Annotated in this window: 17 protein-coding genes; 5 read left to right on the top strand and 12 right to left on the bottom strand. The window is 62.1% G+C overall.

The genetic code is table 11. The features are described 5' to 3' along the window. Positions 1-99: 99 nt before the first annotated feature. Entirely contained in the window at positions 100-1,101 is a 1,002-nt protein-coding gene (locus ACN0SO_RS13445; RefSeq protein WP_417678472.1) for an NAD(P)H-quinone oxidoreductase, read from the top strand. A gap of 21 nt (positions 1,102-1,122) precedes the next feature. Here ACN0SO_RS13445 and ACN0SO_RS13440 read toward each other — a convergent pair whose 3' ends face one another. Continuing rightward, positions 1,123-1,869: an SDR family NAD(P)-dependent oxidoreductase gene (locus tag ACN0SO_RS13440; protein ID WP_417678470.1), complete on the bottom strand. Its 747-nt coding sequence runs from the start codon at positions 1,867-1,869 to the stop codon at positions 1,123-1,125. A 249-nt stretch (positions 1,870-2,118) separates the two neighbouring features. Here ACN0SO_RS13440 and ACN0SO_RS13435 point away from each other — a divergent pair, with 249 nt between their 5' ends. From ACN0SO_RS13435 to ACN0SO_RS13420, 4 genes are all read left to right on the top strand, one after another. After that, the gene (locus tag ACN0SO_RS13435; RefSeq protein ID WP_417678468.1) at positions 2,119-2,889 is read left to right on the top strand and encodes a DUF1013 domain-containing protein; all 771 of its coding nucleotides are present in this window, start codon (positions 2,119-2,121) and stop codon (positions 2,887-2,889) included. A 443-nt stretch (positions 2,890-3,332) separates the two neighbouring features. After that, positions 3,333-3,941, top strand: a complete 609-nt coding sequence (locus ACN0SO_RS13430; protein ID WP_417678466.1) for a TetR family transcriptional regulator — start codon at positions 3,333-3,335, stop codon at positions 3,939-3,941. 148 nt (positions 3,942-4,089) lie between these two features. Beyond that, entirely contained in the window at positions 4,090-5,205 is a 1,116-nt protein-coding gene (locus tag ACN0SO_RS13425; protein ID WP_417678464.1) for an efflux RND transporter periplasmic adaptor subunit, read from the top strand. Continuing rightward, positions 5,205-8,360, top strand: a complete 3,156-nt coding sequence (locus ACN0SO_RS13420) for an efflux RND transporter permease subunit (RefSeq protein ID WP_417678462.1) — start codon at positions 5,205-5,207, stop codon at positions 8,358-8,360. Before ACN0SO_RS13425 ends, ACN0SO_RS13420 begins: the two co-directional genes overlap by 1 nt. A gap of 113 nt (positions 8,361-8,473) precedes the next feature. On the opposite strand, the gene ACN0SO_RS13415 is transcribed toward ACN0SO_RS13420, so the two are convergent. The 11 genes from ACN0SO_RS13415 to tkt form a co-directional block, all read right to left on the bottom strand. After that, positions 8,474-8,722, bottom strand: a complete 249-nt coding sequence (locus ACN0SO_RS13415) for a DUF1272 domain-containing protein (protein WP_417678460.1) — start codon at positions 8,720-8,722, stop codon at positions 8,474-8,476. A gap of 73 nt (positions 8,723-8,795) precedes the next feature. Further along, a complete protein-coding gene (locus tag ACN0SO_RS13410; protein ID WP_417678458.1) occupies positions 8,796-9,827 on the bottom strand; it encodes a peptidoglycan -binding protein in 1,032 nt (343 codons plus the stop codon). A 3-nt stretch (positions 9,828-9,830) separates the two neighbouring features. Continuing rightward, positions 9,831-10,820 (bottom strand): flagellar motor protein MotA, encoded by a 990-nt coding sequence (locus ACN0SO_RS13405; protein WP_417678456.1) that lies wholly within the window; start codon positions 10,818-10,820, stop codon positions 9,831-9,833. A 175-nt stretch (positions 10,821-10,995) separates the two neighbouring features. Further along, positions 10,996-11,787 carry an inositol monophosphatase family protein gene (locus tag ACN0SO_RS13400; RefSeq protein WP_417678454.1) on the bottom strand — a complete coding sequence of 264 codons (792 nt, stop codon included), beginning with the start codon at positions 11,785-11,787 and terminating at the stop codon, positions 10,996-10,998. 69 nt (positions 11,788-11,856) lie between these two features. Beyond that, positions 11,857-12,420, bottom strand: a complete 564-nt coding sequence (gene efp, locus ACN0SO_RS13395) for an elongation factor P (RefSeq protein ID WP_417678452.1) — start codon at positions 12,418-12,420, stop codon at positions 11,857-11,859. A gap of 142 nt (positions 12,421-12,562) precedes the next feature. Beyond that, positions 12,563-13,729: a tetratricopeptide repeat protein gene (locus ACN0SO_RS13390; RefSeq protein WP_417678450.1), complete on the bottom strand. Its 1,167-nt coding sequence runs from the start codon at positions 13,727-13,729 to the stop codon at positions 12,563-12,565. Positions 13,730-13,747: 18 nt separating this feature from the next. Further along, the gene (locus tag ACN0SO_RS13385) at positions 13,748-14,389 is read right to left on the bottom strand and encodes a thiamine phosphate synthase (RefSeq protein WP_417678448.1); all 642 of its coding nucleotides are present in this window, start codon (positions 14,387-14,389) and stop codon (positions 13,748-13,750) included. A 141-nt stretch (positions 14,390-14,530) separates the two neighbouring features. Then, positions 14,531-15,598: a class II fructose-bisphosphate aldolase gene (gene fba / locus ACN0SO_RS13380; RefSeq protein WP_346911665.1), complete on the bottom strand. Its 1,068-nt coding sequence runs from the start codon at positions 15,596-15,598 to the stop codon at positions 14,531-14,533. A 256-nt stretch (positions 15,599-15,854) separates the two neighbouring features. Beyond that, positions 15,855-17,048, bottom strand: coding sequence for a phosphoglycerate kinase (locus ACN0SO_RS13375; protein ID WP_417678446.1), 1,194 nt, complete (start codon positions 17,046-17,048; stop codon positions 15,855-15,857). A gap of 235 nt (positions 17,049-17,283) precedes the next feature. Beyond that, positions 17,284-18,294 (bottom strand): type I glyceraldehyde-3-phosphate dehydrogenase, encoded by a 1,011-nt coding sequence (gene gap / locus ACN0SO_RS13370; RefSeq protein WP_417678444.1) that lies wholly within the window; start codon positions 18,292-18,294, stop codon positions 17,284-17,286. A gap of 147 nt (positions 18,295-18,441) precedes the next feature. After that, on the bottom strand, positions 18,442-20,433 hold the full coding sequence (gene tkt, locus ACN0SO_RS13365) for a transketolase (protein ID WP_417678442.1): 1,992 nt from the start codon (positions 20,431-20,433) through the stop codon (positions 18,442-18,444). Positions 20,434-20,462: the final 29 nt, after the last annotated feature.

Here is a 20,462-nt window from a genome sequence, read left to right as displayed (position 1 = left end):
GTGACGAATTTTATCTTCCAGAACCGACATTGTCAGCCTCGGCCGGTCGGGCTAAACCCCAATGGACATTTTTGAGACCTTGGCCTGAGGAGATTGAGCATGACTGACCTACCGGCAAAAATGACCGCCATGGCGATTTCCGAACCGGGCGGTCCGGAGGTTCTGGTTCCGCAAGAGCGCCCGCTGCCGGAGCCGGCCGAAGGGGAAATCCTGATCAAGGTGGAAGCCGCCGGCGTGAACCGGCCCGACGTGCAGCAGCGCAAGGGCGCCTATCCGCCGCCCAAGGGGGCTTCGGACCTTCCGGGACTGGAAGTGGCGGGCACGGTTGTAGCGCGCGGCGAGGGCGCCGTGATGCATGAGATCGGAGCCAAGGTGACGGCACTCGCGCCCGGCGGCGGCTACGCGCAATATTGCAAGGTGCCGGAAGCCCATGCGCTTCCCGTTCCGAAAGGGTTGTCGATGCTCCAGGCAGCGGCCTTGCCGGAAACCTATTTCACGGTCTGGAGCAACGTGTTCGATCGGGTCGGTCTGAAGCCGGGCGAGCGGTTTCTCGTTCATGGCGGCACGTCCGGGATCGGCACGACCGCCATTCAGCTTGCCAAGGCGTTCGGGTCGGAAGTGTTCACTACTGTCGGATCGGAGGAAAAGGCGGAGGCGGTTCGAGCGTTGGGGGCCGATCATGTGATCAACTACAAGGCCGAAGATTTCGTCGAGGTCATCAAGGATCTGACCGGGGGCGACGGCGTGCATGTCATTCTGGACATGGTCGGCGGCGACTATGTGGAGAAGAACTGGATCGTGGCGGCCGTGGAAGGCCGCATTTGCCAGATCGCTACGCTTGGCGGCATTTCGGAAAATGTGAATTTCGGCCGGCTGATGATGAAGCGGCTGGTCCACACCGGATCGACTCTCAGGCCGCGCGACAATGCCTTCAAGGCCGCAATCGCGCAGAACCTGAAAGAGAAAGTCTGGCCGCTGATCGAGGCGGGTAAGGTCGGTCCGGTGATGGATTCGACCTTTCCGCTGCTTGAAGTGGCAGAAGCCCACCGGCGGATGGAAAGCTCCGGCCATATCGGCAAGATCATGCTCGAGGTGAACTGATCCTGCCGCAGGAAATAATTGCTATCGCCTGAGCGCGGGCAGGCCGATGCCGGTGGCCTCGAAACCGCCGTCCGCGCACAGCAGCTGGCCTGTGATGTAGCTCGCCTCCTCCGACAGGAGGAAGACGATGGCGTTGCCGATTTCCTTTTCGCTGCCGTAGCGGTTGAGCGGAATGGCGTCGTGATAGGCTTCCCGGATTTCTTGTGTGTGCACGGCAAGGGCCAGCTTGGTGTTCACCGGTCCGGGCGCCACCACATTGGCGCGAATGCTGAATTCGCCCAGTTCGGCGGCCTGTTGCAGCGTGAGCTGGATGACGGCGGCTTTCGAGGTGCCGTAGGCAACGCGGAGGGTGCTGGCGCGCAGGCCTGAGATCGAGGCGATGTTCACGATCGCGCCTTTGCCGGCGATCAGCAGGTCGGTCGCCGCCTGGGTCATCAGGAAGACGCCGTCGAGGTTGGTCTTCATGACCGTGCGCCAGCGGTCGAAGGTGGTCTCTCTGATCGGGCCGAAGTCGGCGACGCCGGCGTTGTTCACCAGCCCTTCGAGGCGGCCGCGGGTCTTCGCCACATCGGCAAAACAGCGCTCGACCTGTTCCGGATCGGAAACATCCATCACGATGGCCTGGACATTGTCGAGCGGCGCGGATGCCTTCATCAGTTCCTCGCCGTCGATGTCCACCATGATGACCTGCCAGCCCTTGTCCAGAAGGAGCTGTGTCGTGGCCAGTCCGATTCCGCGCGCGGCGCCCGTTACAAGCGCTGTTTTCATGTCGATCCTCCCGATCCGGCCCCCGTCCCAGGGAGACCCGTTCTGTTCATCCTAAGACCGTCGGAACGGCATTCAAGGCCGGAAACGGGCAATAAAGTCCTGCTTTTCAGGAGACTTTCATAAGGCAAACGACGGATTTGCTTTTGATCGCCTGTCGTCTTATATTCACGGTCAATTCCCATTCAATTCAAATGGACCACTGCTTTTTCGCCTTGCCGGGCGAGGGAGCCGACAGGAGGAATTTAACCGATGGCGAACACGCCGCTGATGCCGAAGGCAACCGCCGTCTGGCTCGTCGACAACACATCCTTGAGCTTCACCCAGATTGCGAGCTTCTGCAAACTGCATCCGCTCGAGGTGAAGGCCATTGCCGATGGCGAAGCCGCACAGGGCATCAAGGGCCTCGACCCCATCCTGACCGGGCAGCTGACCCGGGAAGAAGTTGAGAAGGCGCAGAACGATCCGAACCATCAGCTGAAGCTGCAGGGGTCCAAGGTCATCGTGCCGGAAGCCAAGCGCAAGGGACCGCGCTACACGCCGGTATCCCGCCGCCAGGACCGCCCGAACGCGATCCTGTGGCTGGTGCGTAATCACCCGGAACTCAAGGACGCCCAGATCATGCGTCTGGTCGGCACCACCAAGCCGACGATCGCAGCGATCCGAGACCGGACCCACTGGAACTCGGCCAACCTGGTTCCCTCCGATCCGGTCACCCTTGGCCTTTGCAGCCAGCTCGAACTGGACATGGAAGTGGAAAAGGCCGCCAAGAACGCACCGCCGCGTCCGGAAGGCGAAGTTGTGGAGACGCTGATGCCGGTGGAAGAATCCACCAGCGAAGAAGCGCTCGCAGCCGCCTTCTCCATGGATACGCGCAAGCCGATCGCGCGCGAAGAGGAAGAGGAATTCGACGCGGATGCCGTCTTCGCGAAGCTGAACTCGCTGAAGGGCGACGATGCCGGCAACGATAACGACGATAACGACGATAACGACGACGAAGGCGAGGACGACAGCAAGGCCTGACCACAGGCCCCTCTTCCCCAGGTCTTGACGAAAACGGGCTGCCGCTTCCTGCGGCGGCCTTTTTTGTTTGCCTTTCAGCCTGAGCCCGTGAAACCTTCCGGCACCGGGGTCCGATCCGGACCCTGCTCTTTTCCAGAACTGTGAAGCGCCGGCATTGACCGCTTTGTGCCTTTTGTAGCCGGTTCTCTCGTAGAGAGCGGCAGTGCGCTGAACCCCAATCCACCTGCTTCGACATCGTTGGCGCCAAATGTGCCAACCATGACCGCGAACACAACCCAGCTCTGTCTCCGGGACCGGTATCGGGGTCGGGGTGTTGGTTTGCGGATGGGCGGCTGTACCCTTCCGCTTCAGATCGCGCGGGCGGTCCCGGGCACGAAACAAACGACTTTACATACATACAAGAATGTATGTATAAGCGATGTTGCAGTGCACAGGAGAGTTTCATGCGGAAGACGGCGGAAGACGCGGAAAGGACGCGGCAATCGATCCTTGATGCGGCAGAACTGCTGTTCCTGGAAAGCGGTATTGCTCACACCTCGCTTGAACGGATTTCGCGCGCCGCTGGCGTGACCCGCGGCGCGTTCTATTGGCATTTCAAGGACAAATCCGAGCTCCTGCGCGCATTGCAGGAGCGTGCGGATCCGCCCCAGGCAGCGATGCTGCGCGTTGCCGCTGAACAACAACATTCCGATCCGCTCCAGCTTCTGGAAACGGCAAGCTGCGAATTCCTGCAGGAAGTCGAAGGCGATATCCATCTTCAGCACATGATTGAAATCATGTCCTCCAATCCTCATGCCGGCGAGGACACAGCCCTGTTTGCCGAAGCAAATACGGAAATGCTGGAAGTCCTGGCCAAAATCACCGGGCGTGCCCAGGACCTTGGGCAATTGAACCCGGAGTTCACGCCTTCGGAGGCAGCAATCGCCCTGATGGCGATGATGAACGGCCTGCTCTCGGAGTGGCTCCGCTCAAACAAGTGCTTCAAGCTCCAGGAATTGGGCGCGAAGCTGATCCGCTACCAGATCAAAACCCTGAAGGCGCCTCCCACCTGAACGCCAGCTCCGTTTTCCGATTAGCGCACACACACGAGGAACCGGTCTCCCATCCCCGGATCCCGCATTTATGACCCAGGTAAAAATGATGATAAACAACAAGAAATACGCAATTTTAGGCGTCTCTCTCGCAGCGTTGGCGCTAAGCTTGGCATCAATAACCGCCCATGCGCAGCAGCGCCCGGCCCCGTCGGTGACCGTTCTCACGGCGAAATCGACCGACTACACGCCGACCTCCCGTCTGCCTGGCCGCATCAAGGCGTCCACGATTTCCGAGGTCAGGCCGCAGGTTTCCGGCGTCATCAACGAGCGACTGTTCGAGGAAGGGTCCGAGGTCGAGAAGGGCCAGCAGCTCTATTCCATCGAGAGCAACGTCTATGCCGCGACCGTGGCTGCGGCGAAGGCCTCCGTTGCTCAAGCCCAGGCGAATTACGATCTGGCGAAGTCCGCCGCGAAACGGGCCGAAAACCTCTTTTCCACCCGTGTCGGTTCCGAGGCGAGCCGGGACAATGCGGTTGCCACCCGCGACGCGGCGTTTGCTTCGCTTCAGGCCGCGGAAGCCCAGCTCGACAGGGCCCAGATCGATCTGGACCGGACGACGATCAGGGCGCAGATTTCCGGCGTGATCGGCCTGTCCGACACCACCATCGGAGCCTTGGTCAGCGCCGAGCAAGCCGACCCGCTCACCACCATCCGCACGCTCGATCCCATCTATGTGGACGTAACCCAATCTGTGAATGATCTGCTGAAATGGCATTCCAGCGAAGACCAGCGCAAGCGCCTCGACGAGGCCGAGATCAAGCTGCTCCTGCCGAACGGCAACACTTACGCCGAGATCGGTCACCTGCAGGCCGCCGAGCCACGGGTTGAGCCGACGACCGGCATGGTGACGCTTCGTATCACGTTCCCGAACCCGCAGCACATGCTGTTGCCGGGCCTCTACGTTGAAGTCCTGCTCCCGGAAGGCGATTCGCAAAAATCCTTTCTTGTCCCGCAAAGCGCCGTCATGCGCGACACCGACGGCACGGCAAACGTCTGGATTGTCGAGGACAGCAAGATCGCCAAGCGTCCCATTGAAATTTCCGGCTCGGAAGGAAACCAGTGGGTCGTCTCGTCCGGCCTGAGCGAAGGAGACCGGATCGTCACGTCCGGTTTCCAGAAGGCCCAGGTCGGTGCCGAAGTTCAGATTGCCTCGGATGCTGCTTCGGGCGCTGCTTCGGATAGCCCATCCGAACAGGCGGGTGCCGGGGAAGGAAAAGAATAATGTCTCGATTCTTCATCGGGCGTCCGATTTTCGCCTGGGTTCTCGCGATCATCGTGATGGCCGCGGGCGTGATTTCCATCACGGGCCTGCCTATTTCCCAGTATCCGTCAATTGCCGGACCTTCGGTTGTCATCAGCGCGGTCTATCCCGGTGCGTCAGCGGAAACCGTCTCGGACACGGTGGTTCAGCAGATCGAGAAGGAAATGACCGGCCTGGACGGCCTGCGCTACATCAACTCCTCGACCACCTCCACCGGCGCGGCAAGCATCACCCTGACCTTCGAGCTGGGCACGGATCCGGATATCGCCCAGGTCCAGGTGCAGAACAAGCTGGCGCAGGCAGAAGCCGGCCTTCCTTCCGTCGTCACCCAGCAGGGGATCACCGTGGAGAAATCGGCCACCGGCTTCCTGATGGTGATCGCCCTGATCTCCGAGGACGGGAGCCGATCCGGCGTCGACCTTTCCGACTACATCAACTCCTATGTCGTGGAGCCCATTTCGCGTGTCTCAGGCGTTGGTTCGGTCACGGTATTCGGCTCCGAATACGCCATGCGGATCTGGCTCGATCCCCAGAAGCTGAAGTACTACGGCCTGTCGCCGTCCGATGTCACGGCGGCGGTCCGCGCCCAGAATGCCCAGATTTCCGCCGGGTCCTTCGGGGCCATGCCGGCGCCGAAGGGACAGCTTCTGAACGCGACCATAACGGCGCAGTCCCTGCTGCAAACGCCGGAAGACTTCGAGCGTATCGTGTTGCGGGCGGATACCGACGGCGGACTGGTTCTCTTGCGGGATGTCGCCCGCATCGAACTCGGCTCCCAGGATTATGAACTTGCCACATATCTGGACGGCAAGGAATCCACCGGCATGGCCATCCAGCTCGCGTCCGGCGCCAATGCGCTGGAGACGTCCAGGCTGGTCAAGGCGAAGATCGAGGAACTCTCGCAAACCTTTCCGGCCGGTGTGAGCTACGCCATTCCCTATGACACCACGCCCTTCGTCGAGCTGTCGATCGAGGCCGTCGTGCACACGCTGATAGAAGCCATCGTTCTCGTGGTCTTCGTGATGCTGCTGTTCCTGCACAATTTCCGCGCCACGCTCATCCCCACGCTGGCGGTTCCGGTGGTTCTGATGGGCACCTTCGGCATCATGGCGTTGCTCGGGTTCACGATCAATTCGCTGACCATGCTCGCCATGGTCCTGGCCATCGGCCTGCTCGTGGACGATGCCATCGTGGTGGTCGAGAACGTGGAACGGTTGATGCGGGACGAGCATCTGTCTCCGCGCGAAGCGACCAGGAAGTCGATGGACGAAATTACCGGGGCTCTTGTCGGCATCGGTATCGTGGTTTCGGCCGTGTTCGTGCCCATGGCATTCTTCGGCGGCTCGACCGGGGAGATGTACAAGCAGTTCGCCGTGACCATCGTCTCGGCCATGGGCCTGTCGGTGCTGGTGGCGCTGATCTTCACGCCGGCGCTTTGCGCAACACTCCTCAAGCCCCACTCCGAAGCGAACAAGGGTGTCGTCGGGCGCCTCGTGAGGTCGTTCGGGACCGGTTTCGAGACGGCCTTCGGGCGTCTGACCTCGGGTTACCTGTCGATTGTCCGCGGCGCCACGAATCGCATTGTGCGCATGCTGCTGATCTTCGCCGTTCTGGTTGGCGGCATGGTCTTCCTGTATCAGCGCACGCCAACCTCTTTCCTGCCGGATGAAGATCAGGGGGCGGTACTTGTTATCGTCGAACTGCCCTCCGGGTCCACCGCAGAGGCAACGGAAGCGGTCCTCGACAAGGTCCAGAAGTACTGGCGCACCGCGGAGGCGGACAATGTCTCCTCGATCTTCGCCGTCCGCGGCTTCTCCTTTGCCGGACAAGGCCAGAATATGGGCATGATGTTCGTCAAGCTGAAGGATTGGTCTGAACGGACCGGTCCGCAGAACTCGGTGATGGCCATTGCCGGACGGGCCTATGGTCCGCTGCTTGGCGGCATCCGGGAAGCGATTGTCGTACCGATCGTGCCGCCGGCCGTGATGGAACTGGGCACGTCCAACGGGTTCAGTGCCGTTCTTCAGGCCACCGCCGGTCAGTCGCACGAGGACCTGCTGGCGGCGCGCAACATGTTGCTCGGACTGGCTTCGCAAGACCCGCGTCTGACAGCCGTGCGCCCCAGCGGCGTTGCGGATGCCCCGCAGTTCCGCCTGAACATCGATTGGGCCAAGGCCGGCGCCGTCGGCGTTTCGGCGGCCGATGTGGGTACCTTCATGACGACCATCTGGTCGAGCAGCTACATCAACGACTTCCTCTACCAGGGACGGATGAAGCAGGTCGTGGTCCAGGGTGAGCCTTCGGCACGCTCCGTTCCGGAAGACATCAGCCTGTGGCGGATCAAGAACGAGAATGGCGATTTCGTCGATTTCTCGACCTTCTCCACCCAGGAATGGGTCTACGGACCGCAGCAGGTCAACCGCTACGATGCGCTGCCGTCCATGAACATCGAAGGCTCCGCCGCCGATGGTTATACGTCCGGTGACGCGATCGCCGTCATGGAGGATCTGGCCCGACAGCTCCCGCCCGGGTTCAGGCTGGCCTGGACAGGCATGTCGCTGGAGGAAAAGGAAGCCGGTGCCGGGGCCATGCTGCTTTATGGGCTGGCGCTTTCCGCCGTTTTCCTGTGTCTGGCGGCGCTTTACGAAAGCTGGACGATCCCGATCTCGGTGTTGCTGGCCATGCCCGTCGGGATCCTCGGCGCGCTCATCGGGGCTCAGATCGGTCACCAGTCAAACGGCGTCTACTTCCAGGTGGGCCTGCTGACCGTGGTCGCCCTGACCGGCAAGAACGGGATCATGATCGTGGAGTTCGCACGCGATCGCATGACGGCCCTCGGGGAAACCGCGCTGGAGGCGGCGCGAGAGGCGGCCCGCTTGCGCTTCCGCCCGATCCTGATGACCTCGTTGGCCTTCGGTCTGGGGGTCGTGCCGCTGGTCCTGTCCAGCGGCGCGGGCGCCGGCGCGCGCCAGGCCATCGGCTATGCGGTTCTGTTCGGAACGATTACCGGCACGACGCTGGCCATCGTCTTCGTGCCCGTCTTCTTTGTCTCCGTGATGTGGCTTTTCTCGCGGCGCCAAACCGCCGAGGATGTCGCGGAAGCGTCGGCCAACTGATGTCCTCCCTTTTCCTGCCGGCGTTTGCGGCCGGCAGGAAAGAGACCTCAACCTAGGGGAAGAGGTTTCGCATTTTTGCTGCTGCGTCCGGAGGCCGCGTTTTTATGTTTCCGTTAGCCTGCCGCCGCGCAGCCTTCCGGTTTCAGCACCCTCTTCGTGGAGGCCGGGAAGCGCTGCAGCTTTTCCGCTGGCCGGATCGGCCTTGCGACCAGGTTCCCGCCGCAGTTCGGGCATTGGCCTTTCAGGACCTCTTCCGCGCAGTCGCGGCAGAAGGTGCACTCGAAGGTACAGATCATGGCGTCTGTCGCTTCGGGCGGCAGGTCCTTGTCACAGCATTCGCAGTTCGGGCGCAGGTCTAGCATGGATGGCTCCCCCGGTCGTTTGGCTGGAAAGAGTGTAGCGCGGTGAGGGGAAGACGCAAACGGTCGGATAGACTCAGCGTTCGGTGAGCTTGAGTTCGATGCGCCGGTTGCGGGCCAAGGCTTCCGGGCTGTCGCCTTCCTCCAGCGGCTGGTATTCGCCGAACCCGGCCGCCACGAGGCGCTTGGGATCGACACCGCGTTCGATCAGGTAGCGCACCACGGAAATCGCGCGCGCGGCGGACAATTCCCAGTTGTTGCGGATCCGGCCCGTTCCCGAAAGCGGTCGGGCGTCGGTGTGGCCGTCGACGCGAAGCACCCAGTTGATCTCGTCGGGGATCTGCAGGCTGAGTTCCTGGATCGCGTCGGCGAGCTTGTCGAGTTCGCCCTTGCCGTCCGGGTTGATCTCTTCGGATCCGGAGGAAAACAGGACTTCCGACTGGAAGACGAAGCGGTCGCCGACGACCCGGATATCGGAGCGCTGCGACAGGATCTCGCGCAGGCGGCCGAAGAAGTCGGAGCGGTAGCGCGACAGTTCCTGGACCCTCTGGACCAGGGCGGCGTTCAGGCGCCGGCCGAGGCTCGCGATCTTGGCCTGGCTTTCGCTTTCCTTGGCTTCCGCCGCATCAAGAGCCGCATTGGCGGCAGCGATCTGACGGCGCAGGGCGGAGATCTGCTGGTTCAGGAGTTCGACCTGGGCCAACGCCCGCTGGCTGACCTGCTTTTCCTCGTCGAGCATGGTTTCCAGGCGTGCTGCGCGGCCGCCTGCGGCCTGTGCTTCGCCGGATGAATTGTCCAAAAGGCCGAGAAGCCGTTCGTTTTCCGTATTCGCGTCGCCGAGGCTGGCGCGAAGGCCGGTGATCGTATCGTTCAGTTCGCTGCTGTTTGCCCGTTCCAGGGCGAGCAATTCGGTCAGTTCGCTGATCTGCGCGTTCAACCGGTTCAGGACCGTGTCGCGCCCGGAGAGCTGCTGGCTCAGAAAGAACTGCGCCAGCATGAAGATCGACAGCAGGAAGATGATGACGAGCAGGAGCGTTGCCATCGCATCGACGAAGCCGGGCCAGTAGTCTGTCCCCGTGGCGCGGCGTCTGGCACGCAAGCTCCCCATGGCTTAGTCCTTCGCGCGGTCGAAGGCCGCCGAAATCGAGGACAGAAGCGCTTCGATCCGTTTTTGCTGTTCGCCCTGGTTCTCCGCCCAGTCGCGCATCATCTGCTGTTCGGACCGCACATGCTTGACCAGCCCCTGGATGCCCTCGGCGAGGTTGGCCATGGCCTGGGACGCCTTCTTGCTGCCCCCTTCCTCGACCGTCTTCTGCAACTGGGCGATTGAGGCCTGAATGCGCTCGGAGTTGTCGCTGGGGGCGGCCAGAACCGAGGAATCTTCCGGCTCGATGTCGGTGACGGTCGAGAGCCAGTCTTCCAGTTCGTTGTAGAACCGGTTCTGCGCCTGGCCTGCCTGAAGGTCGAGGAAACCGAGAACCAGGGAACCGGTCAGGCCGAAAAGGGACGAGGAAAACGCCGTACCCATGCCCGATAGCGGGGCTTCAAGGCCTGCTTTCAGATCCTCGAAAATCACATTGGCATCGCCGGAGCCGACATCGAGCGACTGGATGGTGGCGCCGACCGCGCTGACGGTCTGGAGCAGGCCCCAGAAGGTGCCGAGCAGGCCGAGGAAGACGAGAAGGCCGGTGAGATAACGGGAGATCTCGCGCGATTCCTCCAGGCGCATGCCGATCGAATCCAGGATCGAGCGGGCCGTCATCGGGGTCAGCGCCATTTCGCCGACCTTGTTGCCCAGCAGGGTCGCCATGGGCGCCAGCAGGACAGGGGAGCGGGTGTCGAGGCCCGGATCGCCGACCCGGAAGCTGTTCACCCAGGTGATTTCGGGAAACAGCCGGATGACCCTGCCGAACAACAGCAGGATGCCGAACAGGCCCACCAGGATAATCAGGCCGTTCAGGCCGGGGTTGCTCATGAAGGCAACCGAGATCTGCCGGTAAAGAATGAAACCTATGAATGCAACGATCACCAGGAAGATGATCATGAACGACAGGTATGCCCGGGGACTGGACAGACTGTAGGGGTCGAAGTCTCTTGCCATCGGTCGCTGAGTAGCCGCCTGTTATTGGTAAACGATTGATAACGTGATTTCCCGGGGATTGAAAACCGTTAATCGTTCGCGGGCAATGCTTAACGCACGACAAATCTCTCCGCGGCCACTGCAAGGCGCGGAGTTTCAGTGAACTGAAAGCCGGTGAAGACCGGGGTGAGACGGATCAGTCGACGTTCTTCAAAAGCCGCAGGAGATGCTTCTGGGCATATTCGTTGCCCGCAACCACATCGCCGGTGTCCAGCATCTTGTCCTTGCCGGAGAGGTCGGAGACGTATCCGCCTGCTTCCTTCACCATCAGAATGCCGGCGGCAATATCCCACGAATTGAGGCCGCGTTCCCAATAGCCGTCGAAACGCCCGGACGCGGTCCAGGCCAGATCGAGAGCGGCGGCGCCACAACGGCGGACGCCGGCGACTTCCGGCATGATGTAGCGCAATTCCTTCAGGGTCCGGCCATGGTCGCCCTTGCCGATGAACGGCAGGCCGGTGGCGAACACCATGTCGGGAAGCTCCATCCGGCCCGCGACCCGCAGGCGGCGGTCGTTCAGGAAGGCGCCCCGGCCGCGTTCGGCGGTATAGAGTTCGTCCATGACGGGATTGTAGATCACCCCGGCGACGATCTGGCCCTGGCGCTCAAGGGCAATGGAACTGGCGAAAATCGGAATCCCGTGGAGGAAGTTCGTGGTGCCGTCGAGCGGGTCCACATGCCAGCGGTGCTGGCCGTCGGTTCCTTCGACCTCGCCGCTTTCCTCCATCACCAGGCCGAATGCCGGGCGGGCCTTCGTCAGTTCGGCACGGATGATCTCTTCCGCCCGGCGGTCTGCGGCGGAGACGAAATCTCCCGGACCCTTCCGGGAAACCTGGAGATTTTCCACTTCGCCGAAATCGCGAACAAGGCTGCGGCCTGCCTTCATGGCGGCCTGAACCATTACGTTGAGGAGGGCGGTGCGAGCCATTTTCTTTTTGTCGCTTGTTATGAGGCGCGCCCGGATGTCAGGCGCGCCGGAGTGCAGATTGGGGAAAGCCTAGTCGGCGCGGCGGACGTATTCCAGCGTGCCGGTGTCGACGATGATCTTTTCGCCCGCCGTGATGAACGGGGGAACCATGACGCGGACGCCGTTTTCCATGATGGCCGGCTTGTAGGACGAGGACTGGGTCTGTCCCTTGACCACGGCGTCGGCCTCGGCGATCTCGAGCGTAACATGCTGGGGCAGGGTGATGCCGATCGGACGTTCCTCGTGCATTTCCACGGTCACCATCATGCCGTCCTGGAGGAAGGCCGCGCGGTCGCCGACGAAATCCGCCTGGAGTTCGAGCTGCTCGTAGGTTTCCGTGTCCATGAAGATCAGCATGTCTTCCTGGGTGTACAGGTACTGGAAGTCTTTCTGCTCAAGGCGAACACGTTCGACCTTGTCTTCGGAACGGAAGCGTTCGTTGAGCTTGCGTCCGTCGATGAGGTTCTTCATCTCGACCTGGGCGAAGGCGCCGCCCTTGCCCGGCTTGACGTGATCGACCTTTACGACTGCCCAGAGTGTTTCCTGATGCTGGAGAACATTGCCAGGCTTGATTTCGTTACCGTTGATTTTCATGGAACGACCGATTGAATTGACTGTTTGAGACAAAGCGGGTGCGGAGACGGGACAAGTTTCCCATGCGCAAACCCGATGTGGCGCCTGTCGACCACAAATGCGGGCCGGATTCAAGGAAAAAAGGCGAAAAGTGTTACCGCGCTCAGGGCGACGTGCGCGCGGGATCCTCCGAAGGCGCGAAAACGGTCGCCGAATACTGTTCCGCCCGTTTCCTGGCTTCCGCCAGCAGGTCGCCGTTCAAGGTGGCGACAAAGCCGTCCAGTTTCAGGTCCGAAACGCCGAGGGCGCGCGCGGCGTAGTGCCAGGCGGCCGCGGCGACCGGATCCTGCTGGCGGCCCCGGCCATAGGCATAGACGCGGGCAAGGCGGTTCATGGCGACCGGGTTCCCCGCCTGCGCGGCGCGCTCGAACCAGTCGGCGGCTTCCTTTTCGTCCGGTTCGACGCCTTTGCCCTGGAACCGCAGGATACCGTAGTAAACCTGAGCCGCGGTGTTGCCGCGCCGGGCCGCCCGGCCGAGCCAGAAGGCGCCCTTGCCCGGATCGCTGTAGCCGCCGGGTCCCTCCAGATAGGACAGGCCGAGGACATACTGGGCTTGCGGGTCGTTGAGTTCGGCGGCCTCTTCCAGGAGCTCGCGCGCCTTTTCCTCATTGTACGGCCGGCCTTCGCCTTCCTGGTAGAGCAGGGCGAGATTGTATTTGGCTTCCGCATTGCCCGCTTTGGCCGCGATTTCGAACAGGTCGGCCGACCGTTTCTTGTCCTGTTTGACACCGGTGCCCAGCAGGTAGAGTTGCGCGAGCCGGTATGCAGCGTGCGGGTCGTTCTTGACGGCGGCCAGCTCGTACCACTGGGCTGCCTTTTCCTTGTCCTGAGGGATGCCGAGTCCCGCTTCGAACAGAACGCCGATCAGGGTCTGAGCCGCCGTATTGCCCTCTTCCGCCAGCGGTGTCGCCGCGGCGAGCGTCGACAGATACCAGCCGCGCTGGAACAGGCTGTAGACATAGTCCTGCGTGGTGCTGGCGCCTTCCGGCGGTAGGGGAGGCTGCACGTCAGTCGTGCTGACGAGTGCCGGCGGCTTCTCCGTCTCCAGCGTCTGATCGCCTGTTGCAGCCCCCTCCGGTACGGCCTCGGGCAGGGGAGTGGGGAGCTGTGAAACGGGGGGCGATGCCGGCGCGGTCTGCGGTTCGCTCTGCGCAAGGGATCGGGAAACCAGGCCGGTCTGGCAGGCGCCGATCAGAATGAGGGTGCCCAGAACAAGCTTGGAGAGTGCTCCGGCCAGCCATGTGCGCAGGTTCTTGCGGATCACTTCCATGCGGTTCGGCCTCGTTCCTCAGTCGGTGTCCTCAAACGGATGAGCTTCCAGAATGGCATTGGCCGCCGATACGGCGGCAGCCGGGCCTTCCGGATTCTGCCAGACCGCGTCCTTCAGCGCGACAAAATCCGCGCCGGTTGCAGCGGCCGCTTCGACGGATGCGATGGTATTGCCTCCAAGAGCAACACAGGGCGTTTCGAACAACTGCGACCACCATTCCGCCTTGGACAGTGTCTTGGCATGGGGATCGGGCTTTTCTTCCAGATCCAGGCGACCGAAGAACAGGTAGTCGATCCCGGTCTCGGCCCATTCCATGTCTTGGTGCTTCAACTTGGTGCCGCCGCCGCCGACGATCTTCGCCGGCTGGAGGCTTTCCACCGCCAGTTTTACGTCTTCCAGGGACGTGTCGATATGAACGCCGTCCGCGCCGCTGCGCCCGGTCACCTGGGTGTCGCGATAGATGAGGGCTGCCGCGCCGCCGTCCTGGATGACCGGAACGAGAACCTGTGCGGCTTCCTGAAGCGCCTTGCCGTCAGCGTCGGGCATATAAATCAGCACGCAGGCGATATCCCCGCCCTTGAAGGCGTCGCCAAGATCTGCGGCGAGCTTGGCGGGATCGAACGCCGGTGGCGTGATGAGAAAGAGGCGCGGGCGGTTCACGATGAGATCCGTTCAATAATGAAACAATGGCGCATCATGCGCCTGTCCGGTTTCTTGTCCCTAAAGACGGCGAAAGAGGGACGCAAGGCCCCTCTTTCAATAAACTTGTCGTTGTTGTCAAAGACTGAACAGGCCGGACGGTCAGCCGATCTTCGGATCCAGGCTGCCGTCCTTGTAGCTGGCTGCCATTTCCGCAAGGGTTGCTATACGTCCGATCTTCGGCGCCTGACCGGCCGTGTTGAAGGCTTCCAGGCGGGCGATGCAGAGTTTTTCCATCGCGTCGCGGGCCGGCTTCAGATACTTGCGCGGATCGAATTCGCCCGGGTTTTCGGAGAGAACCTTGCGGATCTGGCCGGTGATGGCCATGCGGTTGTCCGTGTCGATATTGATCTTGCGCACACCGTTCTTGATGCCGCGCTGGATTTCTTCCACCGGCACGCCCCAGGTCTGGGGCATCTCGCCGCCATACTGGTTGATGATGTCCTGAAGGTCCTGCGGCACCGACGACGAGCCGTGCATCACCAGGTGAGTGTCCGGCAGGCGGCGGTGGATTTCCTCGATCACGTGCATGGCGAGGATTTCGCCGTCCGGCTTGCGGGTGAACTTGTAGGCGCCGTGGGAGGTGCCCATGGCGATGGCGAGCGCATCGACCTTGGTCGCCTGCACGAACTTCACCGCTTCTTCCGGATCGGTCAGAAGCTGGTCGTGGGAGAGTTTGCCCTCTGCGCCGTGGCCGTCTTCCTTGTCGCCCATGCCGGTTTCAAGGGAACCGAGGACGCCGAGTTCGCCTTCCACGGAAATACCGCCGAGGTGGGCCATCTCGGTCACCTTGCCGGTGACGCCGACGTTGTAGTCCCAGTCGGCCGGGGTCTTGCCGTCGGCTTCCAGCGATCCGTCCATCATGACGGAGGTGAAGCCGGCCTGGATCGCGGTCATGCAGGTTCCCGGCTCGTTGCCATGGTCGAGGTGCACACAGACCGGGATGTGCGGGTAGATTTCGCAGACGGCGTCCATCATGTACTTCAGCATGACGTCGTTGGCATAGGCGCGGGCGCCGCGGGACGCCTGGATGATGACGGGAGCGGACGTCTTGTCGGCAGCGGCCATGATGGCCAGCGCCTGTTCCATGTTGTTGATGTTGAACGCAGGAACCCCGTAGTCATGCTCAGCAGCGTGATCAAGCAGTTGGCGAAGGGTAATTCGAGCCATTCAATTCTCCCGTAATCCGGCGTTTAAATCGTAACTGTCCGAAATGTTCGCGGCCATTTGTTGACGCGAGGCATCAAGTTGACGCGGTTCTAGCAAATACTGCCGGTTTTGGAAGTCGTCGAAAGGCGATTAAATCGTTTAAATTGTCGGCAAAGGCCAGAACTTTGCGACAGTTTTAATTTGGTGTCCAAAATAATTTCCGGATACAGAAAACGCGCGACCGGAGGCCGCGCGTCAACTGCCGTAAAGTTCAGCCTCAGGCCTCGAGGGCCTTCACGCCGGGAAGTTCCTTGCCTTCCAGCCATTCCAGGAAGGCGCCGCCTGCCGTGGAAACATAGGAAAACGCGGACCCGGCATTGGCATGGTTCAGGGCCGCCACCGTATCGCCGCCGCCGGCGACCGAATTGAGCTTGCCCTGTTTGGTGCGTTCGGCCGCATGCTGTGCGGCGGCGACCGTCGCCTTGTCGAAGGGCGCGATCTCGAAGGCACCGAGCGGACCGTTCCACACCAGCGTTGCGGCCTGGTCGATCTTTTCGTTGACCTTTGCAATGGAGGCGGGACCCACATCCAGGATCATGCCGTCGGCGGGAATGGCATCAAGGGCGACGGTTTCGTTGTCGGCACCGGCCTTGAATTCCTTCGCCACCACTGCATCTTCTGGCAGGACGATCTCGCAACCGGCCTTTTCGGCGGTGGCCATGATCGTGCGGGCCGTGTCCGCCAGATCGTGTTCGCACAACGACTTGCCGACATCGATGCCCTGGGCAGCCAGGAACGTGTTGGCCATGCCGCCACCGATCACCAGCATGTCCACCTTGGCGACGAGGTTGTCCAGAAGGTCGATCTTGGAGGACACCTTGGCACCTCCGACCACGGCCAGCACCGGGCGCTTCGGTTCGCCGAGCGCGGAGCCAAGCGCATCCAGTTCCGCCTGCATGGTCAGGCCGGCATAGGCGGGCAGGAGCCGCGCGATCCCTTCGGTCGAGGCGTGTGCCCGATGGGCGGCGGAGAAGGCGTCGTTGACATAGACGTCGCCGTTGGCGGCCAGCGCCTTTGCGAAATCCGGGTCGTTCTTTTCCTCGCCCTTGTGATAGCGGGTGTTTTCCAGAAGCAGAACACTGCCGTCTTGCATCTTGCCGACGGCTTCCGCCGCAGCTTCACCGATACAGTCATCGGCGAAGTCGACGGCCTGGCCGAGCAGTTCCGACAGCGGTCGTGCGACCGGCTTCAGGGACATGTCGGCAACCCGCTCGCCTTTCGGACGGCCGAAATGGGCCAGCAGGATCGCCTTGCCGCCCTTGGCGATGACCGCCCGGATGGTCGGCAGGATGCGCTCGATCCGGGTGGTGTCGGTCACCATGCCGTCTTTCATGGGAACGTTGAGGTCGACGCGGATAAGGACGCGCTTGCCGGAAATGTCTGTCAGATCGTCAAGTGTTTTGAATGCCATATGTCTTGAACCCCCCAATTAAGGACGTGAAGAATGTGTCGTCAGGGTAATCCCGATGCCGAAGAGCGTGCGTGATCGCGATGCGGCCGGGAAAGCCTGCTCCCGCGGAAATCATAGCGGAGGTGAAACGCAAGATAACTGCGACACGTTCAAGCACGGGACAATAAAAAACGGATGCGGCCGGGCCGCATCCGCTTCGATTTTCACAGATCGGATGTCAATCCGGTCCGCTGCATCAGATCAGCTTCGCCATGGCGACGGCCGTGTCGGCCATGCGGTTGGAGAAGCCCCATTCGTTGTCGTACCAGGACAGGACCGATACCAGGGTGCCGTCCATGACCTTGGTCTGGTCGGTGTGGAAGATCGACGAATGCGGATCGTGGTTGAAGTCGATCGAGACGTTCTTGTCGTCGGTGTAGCCGAGCACGCCCTTCAGGGCGCCGTCGGCCGCTGCCTTGATGGCGGCGTTGATTTCATCGACGGTGGTCGCGCGCTTGGCGATGAACTTGAGGTCGACCACGGAGACGTTCGGCGTCGGCACGCGCATGGCGAAGCCGTCGAGCTTTCCGTTCAGTTCCGGCAGGACCAGGCCGACGGCCTTGGCGGCACCGGTGGAGGTCGGGATCATCGACATGGCCGCGGCGCGGCCGCGGTAGAGATCCTTGTGCATGGTGTCCAGCGTCGGCTGGTCGCCGGTGTAGGAGTGGATCGTCGTCATCATGCCTTTTTCGATGCCGACGGTTTCATTCAGCACATAGGCGACCGGGGACAGACAGTTGGTGGTGCAGGACGCGTTGGAGACGACGAGATCGTCCTTGGTCAGCGTGTCGTGGTTGACGCCGTAGACGATGGTTTTGTCGGCGCCGGAAGCCGGTGCGGACACCAGAACGCGCTTGGCGCCGGCGTCGAGGTGCATGGCGGCCTGATCGCGCGCGGTGAAGATGCCGGTGCATTCCATGGCGATGTCGACGCCGAGTTCGCCCCAGGGCAGGTCCTTCGGATCGCGGATCGCTGTGACCTTGATCGGATTGCCGCCATCGATCGAAATGGTGTCACCGTCAACGGTCACTTTGGCGGGGAAACGGCCATGCACGGAATCGTAACGCAGCAGATGGGCATTGGTTTCGACCGGGCCCAGGTCGTTGATGCCGACGACTTCTATATCGGTGCGGCCCGACTCCACGATGCCCCGAAGAACATTCCGGCCGATGCGGCCAAATCCGTTGATTGCTACCTTGGTGACCATACTTCACTCCCAGATAATGTCGTGCGTCCCCTCCGCACTGACTGGTTGAACGCCCAGAACGGCATTCCCGAATTCCAGGCCCTGGGGGTCGGGGCCTCAAGCGGCTGCATGCGGGAAGGGCATGCAGCCTTCTTCTAGCGCGTTCTGTTACGCCGCGGCGAGTTTACCTTTCGCCGCAGCCACCACGGCATCGCTGGTGATGCCGAAGTGTTCGTAGAGAACCTGATACGGCGCGCTGGCGCCGAAACCCGACATGCCGATGAAGGCGCCGTCGATGCCGATGAACCGGTCCCAGCCCATGCGGATACCCGCCTCGACCGCAATCTTGACCGGGCTGGTGCCGATGATGTTCGCCTTGTAGTCGTCCGACTGGGCCTCGAACAGTTCGAAGCACGGAACCGATACGACGCGGGCGGCAATGCCTTCCGCTGTCAGGGTCGCATGGGCGGCCGTGGCGATTTCCACTTCCGAACCGGACGCAAAAATCGTGACGGCGGCGTCTTCCTCGCTCTCGATCAGAACATAGGCGCCACGGGCACAGCGGTTGGTTTCCTCGTAGCTCTTGCGCTGTGCGGGCAGGTTCTGGCGGGTGAGGGCCAGGACCGACGGCGCATCCTTCGTCTCAAGGGCCAACTGCCAGCATTCCAGCGTCTCGGTGACGTCCGCCGGGCGGAAGAAATAGAGGTTCGGAATGGCGCGCAGGGCTGCATAGTGCTCCACCGGCTGGTGGGTCGGGCCGTCTTCGCCGAGGCCGATGGAATCATGGGTCATGACGTGGATGACCCGCTGCTTCATCAGGGCAGCCAGGCGCAAGGAGGGCCGGCAATAGTCGGAAAAGACGAGGAAACCGCCGGAGTAGGGGATCAGTCCGCCGTGCAGCGCCATGCCGTTCATCGCCGCAGCCATGCCGTGTTCGCGCACGCCCCAGTGGATGTAGCGGCCCGAGAAATCGTCCGGGGTGACCGGAACCGTCTGCGGGGTCTTGGTGTTGTTCGAACCGGTCAGATCAGCGGAGCCGCCGATGGTTTCCGGAATCACTTCGTTCAGAACGTTGAGCACGGCTTCCGAGGCCTTCCGGGTCGCCATGGTCGGCTGGTCTTCGGCGATCTTCTTCTTGTAGTCCTGAACGGCCGCCACGTAGCCGGCGGGCAGGTCGCCGCGGTTGCGGCGCTCGAAATCGGCCCGGGTATCGGCGTCCAGTTCCGCGAAACGCTTTTCCCAGTCCTTGTGCGCCTGGCGGGAACGCAGCCCGGCAATTCGCCAGGCGTCGAGAATGTCGCTCGGGACTTCGAACGGCTCATAGGGCCAGTTCAGGGCTTCGCGGGTCGCCGCGATTTCGTCGGCGCCGAGCGGAGATCCGTGAACGCCGGAGGTGCCGCCCTTGTTCGGTGCGCCGAAGCCGATCGTGGTCTTGGCGGCAATCAGTGTCGGCCGGTCGCTCGCCTGCGCCTGGCGCAGGGCGGCGGAAATGGCCGCCGGGTCATGGCCGTCGACGCTCAGCGTGTTCCAGCCGGAGGCCGCGAAACGCGAGACCTGGTCGGTGCTGTCGGTCAGGGAGACGCTGCCGTCGATGGAAATGCCGTTGTCGTCCCAGATCAGGATCAGCTTGTTGAGCTTCAGGTGCCCGGCGAGAGACAGGGCTTCCTGGCTGATGCCTTCCATAAGGCAACCGTCGCCGGCGAGAACGTAGGTGTAATGATCGACGACGTCGTCACCGTATCGGGCCTGCTGAAGCTTTTCGGCGATGGCCATGCCGACCGCATTGCCGATGCCCTGGCCGAGCGGGCCGGTGGTCGTTTCGATGCCGCCGCCGTGGCCGTATTCCGGATGGCCGGCCGTCAGGGCGCCCAACTGGCGGAAGTTCTTCAGCTCGTCCAGCGTGAAGTCTTCGTAGCCCAGCAGGTAAAGCAGGCTGTAGAGAAGCATGGAGCCGTGACCGGCCGACAGGACGAAGCGGTCGCGGTCCGCCCATTTCGGGGTGGTCGGATCGAACTTCAAAAACTCGGTGAAAAGGACGGTCGCAATATCCGCCGCGCCCATCGGCAGGCCCGGGTGGCCGGATTTCGCCTTTTCAACGGCGTCAATGGCAAGAAAGCGGATCGCATTTGCCATTCGCTGATGTTTTTCAAGGTCGGTCATTTTTTTTCCGTAGCTTGCAACGGCGCGTG

It is taken from the genome of Roseibium sp. (genome assembly GCF_048260565.1).
Classification (GTDB): domain Bacteria; phylum Pseudomonadota; class Alphaproteobacteria; order Rhizobiales; family Stappiaceae; genus Roseibium.
Note: the sequence above shows the minus strand (reverse complement) of the source record. Positions and strands in the feature narration are given on the sequence as shown.

Excerpts from the sequence above, each read along its gene's own strand:
- ACN0SO_RS13375 (WP_417678446.1), bottom strand. The coding sequence starts at position 17,048 with ATGGCATTCAAAACACTTGACGATCTGACAGACATTTCCGGCAAGCGC.
- ACN0SO_RS13405 (WP_417678456.1), bottom strand. The coding sequence starts at position 10,820 with ATGGCAAGAGACTTCGACCCCTACAGTCTGTCCAGTCCCCGGGCATAC.
- fba (WP_346911665.1), bottom strand. The coding sequence starts at position 15,598 with ATGGCTCGAATTACCCTTCGCCAACTGCTTGATCACGCTGCTGAGCAT.
- ACN0SO_RS13435 (WP_417678468.1), top strand. The coding sequence starts at position 2,119 with ATGGCGAACACGCCGCTGATGCCGAAGGCAACCGCCGTCTGGCTCGTC.
- efp (WP_417678452.1), bottom strand. The coding sequence starts at position 12,420 with ATGAAAATCAACGGTAACGAAATCAAGCCTGGCAATGTTCTCCAGCAT.
- ACN0SO_RS13445 (WP_417678472.1), top strand. The coding sequence starts at position 100 with ATGACTGACCTACCGGCAAAAATGACCGCCATGGCGATTTCCGAACCG.
- ACN0SO_RS13420 (WP_417678462.1), top strand. The coding sequence starts at position 5,205 with ATGTCTCGATTCTTCATCGGGCGTCCGATTTTCGCCTGGGTTCTCGCG.
- gap (WP_417678444.1), bottom strand. The coding sequence starts at position 18,294 with ATGGTCACCAAGGTAGCAATCAACGGATTTGGCCGCATCGGCCGGAAT.
- tkt (WP_417678442.1), bottom strand. The coding sequence starts at position 20,433 with ATGACCGACCTTGAAAAACATCAGCGAATGGCAAATGCGATCCGCTTT.
- ACN0SO_RS13415 (WP_417678460.1), bottom strand. The coding sequence starts at position 8,722 with ATGCTAGACCTGCGCCCGAACTGCGAATGCTGTGACAAGGACCTGCCG.
- ACN0SO_RS13390 (WP_417678450.1), bottom strand. The coding sequence starts at position 13,729 with ATGGAAGTGATCCGCAAGAACCTGCGCACATGGCTGGCCGGAGCACTC.
- ACN0SO_RS13430 (WP_417678466.1), top strand. The coding sequence starts at position 3,333 with ATGCGGAAGACGGCGGAAGACGCGGAAAGGACGCGGCAATCGATCCTT.
- ACN0SO_RS13400 (WP_417678454.1), bottom strand. The coding sequence starts at position 11,787 with ATGGCTCGCACCGCCCTCCTCAACGTAATGGTTCAGGCCGCCATGAAG.
- ACN0SO_RS13410 (WP_417678458.1), bottom strand. The coding sequence starts at position 9,827 with ATGGGGAGCTTGCGTGCCAGACGCCGCGCCACGGGGACAGACTACTGG.
- ACN0SO_RS13440 (WP_417678470.1), bottom strand. The coding sequence starts at position 1,869 with ATGAAAACAGCGCTTGTAACGGGCGCCGCGCGCGGAATCGGACTGGCC.